Source organism: Chitinivibrio alkaliphilus ACht1 (assembly GCF_000474745.1).
GTDB lineage: Bacteria > Fibrobacterota > Chitinivibrionia > Chitinivibrionales > Chitinivibrionaceae > Chitinivibrio > Chitinivibrio alkaliphilus.
The window spans coordinates 18578-30498 of record NZ_ASJR01000001.1 but is presented as its reverse complement, the minus strand read 5'-3'; the positions used below and the strand labels follow the sequence as shown (position 1 = coordinate 30498).

General features: G+C 48.1%; 10 protein-coding genes. 4 read left to right on the top strand and 6 right to left on the bottom strand.

The features are described 5' to 3' along the window. Positions 1–3: 3 nt before the first annotated feature. Positions 4–741 (bottom strand): hypothetical protein, encoded by a 738-nt coding sequence (locus CALK_RS00120; RefSeq protein WP_022635602.1) that lies wholly within the window; start codon positions 739–741, stop codon positions 4–6. A 116-nt stretch (positions 742–857) separates the two neighbouring features. On the opposite strand from CALK_RS00120, the gene CALK_RS00115 reads away from it, so the two are divergent. After that, the gene (locus CALK_RS00115; protein WP_022635601.1) at positions 858–1040 is read left to right on the top strand and encodes a hypothetical protein; all 183 of its coding nucleotides are present in this window, start codon (positions 858–860) and stop codon (positions 1038–1040) included. A gap of 329 nt (positions 1041–1369) precedes the next feature. Here CALK_RS00115 and CALK_RS11800 read toward each other — a convergent pair whose 3' ends face one another. Further along, positions 1370–2875, bottom strand: a complete 1506-nt coding sequence (locus tag CALK_RS11800; RefSeq protein ID WP_022635600.1) for a T9SS type A sorting domain-containing protein — start codon at positions 2873–2875, stop codon at positions 1370–1372. 195 nt (positions 2876–3070) lie between these two features. On the opposite strand from CALK_RS11800, the gene CALK_RS00105 reads away from it, so the two are divergent. From CALK_RS00105 to CALK_RS00095, 3 genes are all read left to right on the top strand, one after another. Next, positions 3071–4330, top strand: coding sequence for a glutamate-5-semialdehyde dehydrogenase (locus CALK_RS00105; RefSeq protein WP_022635599.1), 1260 nt, complete (start codon positions 3071–3073; stop codon positions 4328–4330). Beyond that, positions 4327–4704 carry a phosphoribosyl-AMP cyclohydrolase gene (gene hisI / locus CALK_RS00100; RefSeq protein WP_022635598.1) on the top strand — a complete coding sequence of 126 codons (378 nt, stop codon included), beginning with the start codon at positions 4327–4329 and terminating at the stop codon, positions 4702–4704. Before CALK_RS00105 ends, hisI begins: the two co-directional genes overlap by 4 nt. A 68-nt stretch (positions 4705–4772) precedes the next feature. Further along, complete coding sequence (locus tag CALK_RS00095) at positions 4773–5876, top strand: phosphoribosylaminoimidazolesuccinocarboxamide synthase (protein WP_022635597.1); 1104 nt, start codon at positions 4773–4775, stop codon at positions 5874–5876. Between the two features lie 192 nt (positions 5877–6068). Here the strand turns inward: CALK_RS00095 and CALK_RS00090 are convergent, their stop codons facing one another. From CALK_RS00090 to CALK_RS00075, 4 genes are all read right to left on the bottom strand, one after another. Next, positions 6069–7511, bottom strand: coding sequence for a glycoside hydrolase family 5 protein (locus CALK_RS00090; RefSeq protein WP_022635596.1), 1443 nt, complete (start codon positions 7509–7511; stop codon positions 6069–6071). Between the two features lie 161 nt (positions 7512–7672). Next, complete coding sequence (locus CALK_RS00085; protein ID WP_022635594.1) at positions 7673–7852, bottom strand: hypothetical protein; 180 nt, start codon at positions 7850–7852, stop codon at positions 7673–7675. Positions 7853–7968: 116 nt separating this feature from the next. Then, positions 7969–10557, bottom strand: coding sequence for a phosphoenolpyruvate carboxylase (locus CALK_RS00080; RefSeq protein ID WP_022635593.1), 2589 nt, complete (start codon positions 10555–10557; stop codon positions 7969–7971). Beyond that, entirely contained in the window at positions 10550–11776 is a 1227-nt protein-coding gene (locus tag CALK_RS00075; protein ID WP_022635592.1) for an MFS transporter, read from the bottom strand. Before CALK_RS00075 ends, CALK_RS00080 begins: the two co-directional genes overlap by 8 nt. Between the last annotated feature and the right edge of the window lie 145 nt (positions 11777–11921).

The following is an 11921-nucleotide window of genomic DNA, read 5'->3' as shown; positions in this document are numbered from 1 at the left end:
AGATTATTCAATCCCACATAAAAGAAACCCGAGGATGGGTTGACATCTCTCTTTACAGGCCGGATAAAACCGGCCTTCTTTTTTATTTGATGAAGGAGTCTCTCGACCAAGATAAAACTCTGCAATACCCAGGGGGTGCGCCCCGATAACTGCGGCATGATGAAGAAGTTTTGGAGCACAACAGTCTCCTGTTCCTGTAGGTATTCCTCCCGAACCGCGAAACACCTCACGTAAGCTTTTTTTTTCTCCGCGAAAATTCATCAACTCATACATTTCAAAGAGTTCTTCCATAAGGGCTTGAGAAATACGACGTCGTTCTGTTTTCAGCTTCTGACGAATGAGCGGAGTGTCTTCATGGTGAAGCAGTTTTGTGAGTCGTGATATATCGTTTCCTCCAGAACGAACCTTTTCTAAATACCGAGCTCCGTCTACAATGGGTGGCACCCATCCGGGAACACTCCATTCTCCCTTGTGTTGACAGGAGAATGCCTTGAGAAACTGCTCTTGTCCTGATTGGTCAACGCAGTGAAGCACCCCAAACATTTTTCCACGATGCGGCCCGTAGAGAGAATCAGTAGAGTACTCTCTCCTTCGCAAGTGCCGAGGGAGCTCAAAATCGAGACAGCCTTCATTTTGCAAAGACTGAAGAAGCTCCTCCCCTTTCTGGCGAGCCTTTCCTTGGGGGAGACTATGGTATTTCTCACAGCGATCACAATAGCCGAAAACATTTTCTGGGGTCATAGAAACCTCCCGGTATTTTCAAAATATATTCATTTCTCAGGGAAACAGAATTCTTTTTATTGACATGTCTCGGGAAGTATTATATACTAGGACTGTTCATCACAAAAGGAGTTATTATGCGCTACATTCTCAGTCTTGTTGCACTCATTGCCTATCTCAACCTAAGCCACACCACACCCGACCATTCCCGTGAGGATTTTAAAACACCGGACAACAAAGAAGCACCCCGTGAAACCTTGTCAGACAATGTGAGATACCAATCCCAGGTTTCTCTCCAAGACACGGCATTCCTTCCCTAAAACTTCACGGGAAATGAAAAATCGCCCTATCACGGCCCTCAATTTATGCGATATTCTCGCTTAAACGAGGGCATCACTTCCCCATAGCAACTCACATACGCCCCATATCTTCGGAGAGATCATATTCTATCTATGCAATGGTCATACAGCATGACAAACCTCTAGTACTGTTTGGGGCAACAGTCAGCAAAAATAATCACACACTTCATCGGCACCGTTTTTACTCCATATGCCGTGATATCTCCCTCGCTCTATAACGACATACGGGGTGGATTAACCCACCCCGTACAAAAAACAGCGATTACGAGTTCACAGCAAGAGTATCTGCCCTACTCAAAGAGAACACGCTGGGAAATCGTCTTATCTCCGCCAGAAATTCGTACCACATACATACCACGAAGGGTAGGAGTGGCTACGTGAATACCGTCACGAGGAATATGACGAGCTTCCTCAAATACAAGCTGTCCAGAAGGAGTATACACCCGTACGGTTGCATCAAATTGATCTTTTGCCGAAAGAAGCAACCCCTCTCGTTGAGAAATGATCTGAACCCCTCGATGATGGCGGGGAGATGCTTCCCGACCGATAGGAGTACTACCCTCTAATGCCACGGGGGTTTCGAGCCACTGCTGCAAATCGCGCATGGGAACAAAACGAACATCTTCATAGGTCTCTAAGGCATATTGTACAAACTCTTCCACAATGGCACGACGATCTGCATCGTCAGGAATATTCCCCGCATTTCCATTCCACACGGGGGTGTAGTACTGGCTGTGAAATCCAATAACCATGGGGGCGCGATTTCCCCGCATTCGCTGATCAAGGGAGTATTTCAGCGTCGCTAGAACCTCTTCTTTGGTAAGGTTGAACTCGATAAAATAGAACATATTGTAATCAAGTCCGGATATTTTGCCATTGTCCACATCAAAAGCACCAGGTTTCCCCAAGGTTGTGACATGTTCTTTCAGGCGATCACGAAACCCCGGAGCCAGCCCGTAGTTTTCACACTCATCATCGGGAGGAGTTACCAAGGCATACACAGGCAACTGCCAGATTCCGGGATGTTCCGGCACGGCATATTCAGGCTCTTTTGTACCGCTTACTTCAGACATATAGCGGTGCCCAGGACTTTCATGGTCCATGGTATAGGGCCAGTAAAAATTGGTTCCATCCTGAGCCGGATCCATCCCTTCTTCGATGCTCGAATCATAAATAAAATTAAGATTTTTTAATGCTGTAAAGAGGTTATTCCCATAGAATAGATACGGCGCACGAAACCCAACAATTTCTTCAATGGGAACACCTGCACCAAGGGACGGATCATCAGCAGTGAGCGCTGAATCTTCAATAGCAGGAGCAGGACGACTAAACATCTCACTGCATTTGTAAATCTCCTCTTCCCATGCATCTACAGAGAGGTAGGGACCATCTCCTCCAGTCAGATGACTGTGGGTATGATTCGCAATTTCATGCCCCAACCGATAGGCATAATTATGTGCCCACTTAACCATAACAGAGAAATCTCCATTATAGGGCTCAATATAGAATGAATTAGAGAAGAAGGTGGTACGTACGGGCGCCCCGTCAAAGGTCTCCTCTTGCCCTGTCCCCTCAGGATTACGAAGTTCCTTAGTAAAATCACACACCCAGCGAACACCTCCTTCTTCGGCTGTACTTCCAGGCATACCGGAATGAGAATTATCATCCCATCCAATACTAATGAACATGGGCACTTCTTCCACGGAAAGATCACCGGGAGGAACCTGCTTCGGGGCCCGACTAACCTCTGCTAAAAGAAATGAAATAAGAACAAGAACAAAAACGCACTGTTTCATAAAACCTCCGTATTGTTAGCATCTATAGAATAATAAAAAAAATGGAAAATCGCAGGTTTATGTACCTATTTCGCAATATTACCCCTGTTTTTTACAAATCCCCCTGGGTGAGACCACAGATTTGTTTTCGAAAAGCTGTACCGACTGAGCGTCGCAAGAGGTATATTTGAAGAAAACTGAACGGAGGTGATTGGAATGAATACCCTGCAAAAACAGATACACACTCTCACCACTGCGGCAAAAGAGGCGGGATACATCCTTGCCGCTGAGCCCGCTGAGCAAATAAACCATGCCCTTGAAGCCATGGCAAAAGCCCTGGATACGCATCGAAAAGAAATTCAGGATGAGAACAAAAAAGATCTTGCAGCAGGAAAAAAACGAGGTCTTTCGGCGGCCATGATCGATCGCCTCACCCTGTCTGATACGGTGATAGACTCCATGATCAGCGGTGTGGAAACCATCAAAAATCTTCCCACTCCCATCGGACAACGCTATGAAGAAAAAAACCTTGAAAACGGTCTGCGCCTGAGCAAAATGAAAGTTCCCATAGGGGTGGTGGGCATTATCTATGAATCCCGGCCCAATGTTACCGTTGATGCTGCAGCGATCTGTCTGAAGTCAAACAACGCGGTTATCCTCCGGGGTGGCTCTGAAGCATTTTATTCAAATACCATCCTTGCCCGGATATTCTCTGATGTTCTCAGGGACACGGGACTTCCTGAAAAGGCGGTACAGCTCATTGATACCACGGATCGTCAGGCGGTCAATTATCTCCTGAAGGAATCCTCCACGGTGGATCTGATCATCCCCCGGGGCGGTGAAAAACTTATTGAAACCGTGGTGGAACACTCCCATATTCCCGTCATCAAACATTATAAGGGGGTTTGTCATCTCTATATTGCCCCCTCGGCATCACCGGAGACGGCCCGTGCCATTGCAATAAACGGGAAAACTCAGCGTCCCGGTGTCTGCAACGCCCTGGAAACAATCCTTATCCACAGGGATGTTCCCGAAGCAGTAAAAAAAGATATTATTTCCGCCCTTATTCAAGAGGGGGTGTGCATACGGGGCGATGCCGCCATACAAACACTCTCTGATGATGTTGAGCCTGCCGGAGAAGAGGACTGGGATCGGGAATATCTTGATCTCATTGTAACCATGGGGGAAGTCTCCTCCACCGATGCGGCCATCGCCCATATCAATCGTCACGGATCGGGTCATACCGAAGCCATTGTAACGGCTGACACCGATGAAATGGCGGCATTTCAGCTCCGCGTGGATGCTTCATCGGTCATGGTTAATGCCTCCACCCGATTTGCCGACGGTGGTGAATACGGCATGGGCTGTGAGATCGGTATCTCCACGGATAAACTCCATGCACGGGGCCCCATGGGGGTCGATGATCTGACCACCTATAAATGGCTTGTTGAAGGTGAAGGGCAGGTACGGGAATGAAAAATTCAGACGCCCTCCTCAGGGAAGTACGCTTTAACGATCAGGGCCTCGTCTGTGCCATTGCACAGGATGCAGAGTCCGGTCGGGTACTCATGCAGGCCTGGATGAACCGGGATACCCTCAAGGAAACCCTGGAAACCGGTGATATGGTCTACTGGAGCAGAAGCCGGCAGGAACGGTGGAAAAAGGGGGAAACCTCCGGGCATACCCAGAAAGTACAGGAAGCACGCATTGATTGCGATGGAGACTCCCTCCTTTTCAGGATTTTCCAGAAAGGTGCTGCCTGCCACAAGGGGTACCGCTCGTGTTTTTACCGCCGTGCTGAGGACACCACGTGGGGTGAAACGGAGTCTCCCTGTGCAGATATGTCCTGAGGTTTTTGAGAAAAAAATTCTCAGCGACCTTGAACAGAAGATACATACCCAGTAAGGACAGGAGTTTCATGACAGCATATACGGTTCTTGAAAACAGTCATACCCTTCCCATTCGGACACACCAACCGGTCCATCGTGGAAAAGTACGTTCTGTATACTGGCTTACCCCCGAGGACAGCCATCGTCTCATATCTGAAAAAAACTACCCCGTTTCTCCGGATTCATCCCTGGGAATTATGGTGATCAGCGACCGGATTTCAGCCTTTGAATGTCTCTGGAAAGCAGAAAAAGGCATGAACGGTGTCCCCGGAAAAGGTGCTGCCCTCAATGCCATCGCAAATCATTGGTTTCGCCGTTTTCGTGATCGGGGCCTCGCTGATTCACATATTCTTGACACTCCCCACCCCCTTGTCTGGATTGTACAGCGGGCAGAGCCCGTAATGATTGAAGCGATTGCCCGCAACTATATCACCGGATCCATGTGGCGTGCCTACGTGCGCGGAGAACGCAATTTCTGCGGTATCAAACTGCCCGATGGACTTGAGAAAAATCAGAAACTTTCAAAGACCCTCATTACCCCATCCACAAAGGGTATCCTGCGGGGGATTCCCGGTGTTCCTGAAGCAGACGATGTGAATATTTCCCACGGGGATATCATGGCCAATTACGAGGCCTTCAAATTTCACTCAAAAGAGGATGTGGCACGCTATGAGGAGCTTCTTTGCCAGGGAGTAGACCTCATTTCCAACGAGCTTGCCCGGGCAGGACAGATCTTTGTTGATACAAAATTTGAATTTGGCTATGCAGAAGATATGCACGGCACAAAACGCCTTATCTATATGGATGAAGTGGGAACACCGGATTCTTCCCGCATGTGGGACGCACGGGAGTATCAGCAGGGACATATCGTGGAAAACTCTAAAGAGGAGTTTCGAACATACCTTCTGGAAAATATCCCCGACCCGGACATACTCACCCAAAAGGAGCGCATGGATGAGCGGGTAAAAATTGCGGAGGAGCTGCGACTCCCCCGGGAGGTGTTTCTGAAGGTATCCGGGACATACCGATCCATGGCAGAGACTATTACAGGACAATCAATTCCCATTCCCGCAGCGCCCCGGGAGGAGATTATTTCTATCCTTAAGAGCTCATACGGGGTGATTGACGAATAAAAAAACAAAGGAGAGCACCCTCACCTCTTCCGGCAACTGTATGGTCTCATACCAAATAATCACTCAGGCCAGTGTCTGCATGACGATCAATGAATATACCTGAGAGTATTTTGTCAGTGCCGTTGTACGGGAAAGCAAAATTCAACTCCGCCTCACCTACGAGGTATGCCACTATCATACCATACAGGGTGGTTATTTGTTAAAATACCCTTTGATAATTTCCCTGATGGATTCATTGTTTGTTATGGAAAGAGTTCGAAAATCTCCGCCTTTCCAGAAATAATTGTGAAAAAGCGTATCGTAGCCTGTTTTTTCTGCAGCCTCCCGGGCAAAGGGTGCAAAACGGTAGGAGCTGTCACTCATCTGTATTTCATGTGAAGAAAGCCGTGTATAGGTGTATATCCCATAATTATTTTCGCCCCCGGAATAGGGATCAGACAACCCCTTATACTGATAAAACCACGCGGGAACCTCCTTCGCTTCAAAAACATCGAGTACACTGGCAAGCCAGATTTCTGCCATTTCTCTGCTCTGAAGATGGTTTACCCCAAATTCATCGACAATAACAGGGACGGAGAGTTTCTCCCGAAAGGCAAGACGGGGTTCAATAAAATCTTTCATCTTCTCAGCAAAATAGTCAGCAGTAAAGGGATTCCCCGAAGTACTTTGTGCACCCTTACTGCAAAACTCATAGGGAACGTATGCGGAGAAAGCATACACAATGTTTGGATCGTCAATATAGGTAAAATAGGAGATATCCTCTGTAATAAATTCCGGAGAACCACTCCAGATAATACCCTGTTCACCCGTATCTGTGCGAAAGGCATTCTCCTCATTTGACCAATAGGATTCGCCGGGATTCGCCTCTCTGCTGAAGGCTGTATGCAGTACCAATATAGTATGCGGATCAATAGCCCTGATGGCATCACAAAGCTCCTGCGTTCTCTCAGCAAACACAGTATACCCCCCCTCTTCACGGGAGGGGATCCTCGGTTCAACGTAGAGCTGATATGCCGCAACACCGGGCAATTCAGCCAGATGACCTGCTACATACACCCACCAGTCACGATGACGGACAAAGGTATCCCTGTCTTCAAAAATTGTCTGTACCCGCTCATCACCGTGCTTTGCATCTTCATAGTGCGCTTTAGCCAAATGCAAACCGGGCCCAAAATGAAGAACGGGTACAACATAGATACCACGTCGATTAAATTCTTTGATGTGCCTCTGTAAAACCTGCATATTTGCATCTCTTTCGGGAGTATCTTCTGAGAAATGGGAATAGGCCAATTCATATCTTACAAGAAAGGGGGAAAGAGCCGCAATACTATCAAAATCCCTCTCTTCAAGGGCGTATTTCGGAATATTTCTATGCGGTATAAAGGGGTATTTTCCCCTCGCTGCAAGACTGTCTGATTGCGGATACTCCCACTGTCCCCATGCTTCTGTTGTAATATGAAGCCCCCTAAATGAAACGGAAGTTCCCTGAACAGTAATGATACTGTCTCCGGAAACCCGTAAACGGGGAAGCTGATCCGCACAGAGGGGGAGTAATAAAAACAGAATACATATCGATGCGGTGTATGGATATTTCATCTCTGCCTTCTGCCTGTCATTTAATAAGATTATCTTCACGATGTGCTCCTGCTGACTGTAAAAAATAAAATTAATCCCTTCTTCCTCTGCGCATATAAAGCTCTCTGCACCGGAAAACTGAATATAGTACCTCCCCTGTATCTTTTCAACAGGAGCGTATCCATGAAATCTCCTCTTGTGCGGGATCCACGGCGTACACACTACGAAGACGGTGCAATCTTTTGGGCCGCTCCATAGCACAGTAAAAACAAGACCGTCACCACCAGGCCGTGCATATACCAAGAAAGCTCAAAGGTTCGTGCCAGATATGTTCCCACGTTTGCACTGACAGCTGCAGAAATAAGGGTAATGAAAAACTCTCGCCATTTTTGCATTTTCATTGGTACTCCTTTGTAAATCGGGTCTATGAGAATAGTATTATACTACTACCGTATAATTCCACTGAATTGCAATTTTTACAGAGCAATATATACTATTTACCAAATACCAACTATATCTACGCAGAATTCCTGCTGGCATTTATATTTGCCGCCAGGGATTTTACCACCAGTTTCTCCAGAATCTCCCGCTCTTCCGGTTCATCGCACCGTTGAAGCTCTTCCAGGGCATATTGCTGTATTACCAGGAGGGGGAGCACTATTTTTTCCCGGATTTTGATAGAGGCACGGATAACCGGTTCTTTCTCTAAAAGACAGGAGATGCCCGCCACTTCACAGAGAAGTCGTTCTGTAAGTTTCGCCTCCTCTTCAAGGATCTTCCAAAAGCCCCCATACCGCGGATGATTTTGCAGAGATGCCGTAAGGGGAAAGCAGGTTTTGGCCAAAGACTGCATGGCATTGTCTATGAGGGTTTGAAAAAAGAGATTGTCCACATAGAGCTGTTGCACAGCCTCCCATTTTCCCGGAGTATCCCGCAAAGACTCCAAGGCGGTGCCCAGACCGTAAAATCCTGGGACATTTTGTTTAATCTGGCTCCATGATCCTACGAAGGGTATTGCCCGAAGATCGCTGAACTTCCGCGTATTCCCCTTCCGCTTCACCGGACGGCTGCCAACATTGAGACGATCATAAAAACGGAGGGGGGTCATCTCTTCCAGATAGGGTATAAAAAGAGGATCTTCCCGCAGGGCAAGATATTTTTCGTGGGCCTGCTGTGAAAGTTCATCAAGGAGAGCTGCCTCCTTTGCAGATAACACACCCTCCTCGGCATAAAAGAGTGAGGACTCCAGACCTGCCGTAAATAACTGCTCAATATTGTAGCGGGCACTATCACGGGTACCGAAATTTGAGCTGATAGTTTGCCCCTGAACGGTCAAGTGGAGATGATCGTGGGAAACATCATGCCCAAGGGAACGGTAAAACCGGTGGGTATTACCGCCACCCCGCGCGGGAGGACCACCTCTCCCATCAAAAAACACAAGGGATATATCGGCCTCACGGCTTACAGCAGTTAACCGCCGCTTTGCCTGATAGATTCCAAGATTTGCCCCAAGATATCCCCCGTCCTTTGTGCCGTCGGAAAAACCCACCATGATATGCTGTACACCGCCACGGCGTTGAAGATGGGCTCGATATACGGGGGTCTCATACAACTCTTTCATAACAGCATCTGCCCGGGTGAGGTCATCAATGGTTTCAAAAAGGGGTACAATATCAAGGCCCGAAGTCTCCAGGCTTCCTCCCGATAAATGAATCAGCACAAAGACCTCAAGCACGTGGCATGCACTTTGAGTGTTTGATATAATGGATCGATGGATACTTCGCGGACCATTTTGACGCTGAATATCCCATACCGCCCGGTAGGAATCAAGGGTCTCTCGGGCTATGACGGAAAGTGTATCCATGGAAATCTCTTCAAGCGAAAGCGGTGTCTCTAAGAGCTGTCGTAAGAAATCAGCCGTTGCACCGTTTTGATCCCATACCTCCTTCAGATGAGATGGAAATACCCCTTGTCTATCCAGAGTATGAAGTATCTCAGTACACACCTCATGATGGACACTGCTGTCTTGACGAAGATCGAGAATTGCAAAGTGAAATCCAAAGATGCGCACCCGTGTAATAAACGTATCGATATGCTGTATAAACAACCCTTGATGATCATCTTGAAGACACTGGCGAATTTCCTGCAGATCAGAACACAGCTCCTGCGGTGAAGCATACCCCGCAGATTCTCCCTGTGTTGTATGAGCATCTCTTGTTTGAATAATCTTGTTTAAACATACCTGTAGCCCCTCAAAGACACCATCAAAGGTGAGCCGCTTTAACAGACGTTCCATATCGTGTATATAACGGGAGAGAATAGACTCTTTCAGGGTACGGGCAACCTCCCGTGTTGTTTCTGCGGTTACATACGGATTACCATCCCGGTCTCCCCCAGGCCAAAAACCAATTTCAAGCATCCCCGCAAGTTGCTCTGGATCAAGGTCTTCCGGCACAGCTCGCACCGCCTCCTCCCAAATGGCAGGGATAACATCATAAAAATTATTTTCCAGATACCACAAAACAGCATGGGCTTCCATGCGGGGTGTCGGTTTTCGACGATTTCGGAAAGGGGTTCGCCCAAGCTGCAAAAGAAACTGACGTATCGCATGGAGATCTTTTTCCTGTAAAGCTGTAATGAGCTCCCGAATAATGCCGAGAACCGGTTCAGGATAAAATTGAGTGGGGTGAGCCGTAAGAACCATACGCACGGCATATTTCTTTAGGTGGTGCCCATAGGAAGAATGGAGCTCCGCCTCATCAACCCGCTGCAATAGAGATTTCAAGGTACCCCGATCATACCGACTGTGCAAATGGGGAAAGGCTGCATCCTCAATAGCGTCAAAAAGAACAACCTGTCGTTCTACAATTTGTAAAAACTGGAACAATAGATCATGCCGTTTCTCTAGGGGTAAGTGGGAACAAAACCGCTCCACTACTGCAGTGGGAGATTCTTCTTGATATAACAGGCGTTCACACTCCTTGGTAAAAAGCAGCAGCTGGCTTGATGACACGGCAAGATCGCCGTATGGAAGGGTTGAAAATAGAGCACTGTAGAGCTGATACGGCAAAGCGACACGATCGGAATATTCAGTCTTCCTATGCATGAATCTCTTCCTTTGCAGAGGTGAAATAGGTTCTGAGGAGAACGGTCAGAAAAAAAGCGACAGCAACCACAGCGGCGCTTATAACAATCCCTGTTGTGTAGGAACCCGTACGATCAGCACTCCATCCACCAAAGGCCGGGGCAATGAGGGCGGCAGCTCCGTACCCCATAAACACAAAGGGGTACATTTTCGGTAAACTGGCAACCCCGAAAATCTCTACAACCGTTGCTGCATACACCACAAAGCAGGCACCAAAACCAAATCCGGCAAGGATAATCAAGAGAAGTTGGAGTCGAATCATATCTGGTCCACCGAGGACTGACATGGCAAGAAGCACCACCGTAAGAAGTCCCAGGGAGCAGCGAATTGTCCATCGGCTTTTATGACGATCATGCACTCCCCCCCAAATAAGTCGCCCCAGGGTGTTCCCCACGGCAAAAAGAGAGATGCTGAGCGCGGCTTGCGCCTCGGAACCACCCATATTCAGAATAAAGGGGGTGAGATTTCCCGATAAGAGAAGTCCCGAAAAGGTACCGGCAAACATGGCATACTGAATAAAACGAAAGATCAAGGTACCTCGCATGGTTGGTCTTGAACCATCCCCCGCTTCTTCCCGTGGCCGTCCCATACTATGGGGAGTTTTCAACAGTAGGGCCGCACACAGGGCAACCCCGCCAAAAAGCCCCCCCGTCACACGAAACATCTCGTCCACACCGAGTCCCCCCTGTCTCATAAGGTATTCCGCCGTAAGGGAGAGAATTACCGCCCCCAAACCAAATCCCGATACGGCAGCCCCCGTCACAATACCTCTATTGCGGGGAAACCAAAGCATACCCGTTGTTAGGGGACAGACATAGACCAAGCCAATACCCGTACCGCTTACGCCACCAAGAAAGAAGAGAAGAAGGGGAAAGGAGTGGGCAAAATAGGATGCAGCCACATACCCCGCACCAAAGAGCACAGCCCCTACGGCTGCAGTAGTTCGCGGTCCCCAGGCATAGAGAAGTTTTCCACCGGGAATGGTAATACTGGAAAAGACAGCAATCTGGAGACCGATAATCAGGCCGGTCTGCCCGGTACGATACCCGTACGTTTCAACCAGGGCCGGAACAAAAGTGCTCCATGCATAGATACCACCGATAGCCGTCTGTAAAATAATGCCTGCTATCAATACCTGCCACCGCGTCCAGTGAGAACTGCCCCGGAAACTCTTCTCCATAATTTCTCCTTAGAAATAGAAAAAGCCTCCTGCACAGCCGATTATTCAGCTCTGCAGGAGGCTTTTACATACTGTCACGCCACAAAGGCGGTACATAGTAACATCCTCAACCACGGGGAAGATATCTTTTTTCACTCCATCTTGT

What these genes read in the sequence shown, in the direction of transcription:
- CALK_RS00120 (WP_022635602.1), bottom strand. Translation starts at nt 741, where the DNA reads ATGACCCCAGAAAATGTTTTCGGCTATTGTGATCGCTGTGAGAAATAC.
- CALK_RS11800 (WP_022635600.1), bottom strand. Translation starts at nt 2,875, where the DNA reads ATGAAACAGTGCGTTTTTGTTCTTGTTCTTATTTCATTTCTTTTAGCA.
- CALK_RS00080 (WP_022635593.1), bottom strand. Translation starts at nt 10,557, where the DNA reads ATGCATAGGAAGACTGAATATTCCGATCGTGTCGCTTTGCCGTATCAG.
- CALK_RS00085 (WP_022635594.1), bottom strand. Translation starts at nt 7,852, where the DNA reads ATGAAAATGCAAAAATGGCGAGAGTTTTTCATTACCCTTATTTCTGCA.
- hisI (WP_022635598.1), top strand. Translation starts at nt 4,327, where the DNA reads ATGAAAAATTCAGACGCCCTCCTCAGGGAAGTACGCTTTAACGATCAG.
- CALK_RS00105 (WP_022635599.1), top strand. Translation starts at nt 3,071, where the DNA reads ATGAATACCCTGCAAAAACAGATACACACTCTCACCACTGCGGCAAAA.
- CALK_RS00115 (WP_022635601.1), top strand. Translation starts at nt 858, where the DNA reads ATGCGCTACATTCTCAGTCTTGTTGCACTCATTGCCTATCTCAACCTA.
- CALK_RS00075 (WP_022635592.1), bottom strand. Translation starts at nt 11,776, where the DNA reads ATGGAGAAGAGTTTCCGGGGCAGTTCTCACTGGACGCGGTGGCAGGTA.
- CALK_RS00095 (WP_022635597.1), top strand. Translation starts at nt 4,773, where the DNA reads ATGACAGCATATACGGTTCTTGAAAACAGTCATACCCTTCCCATTCGG.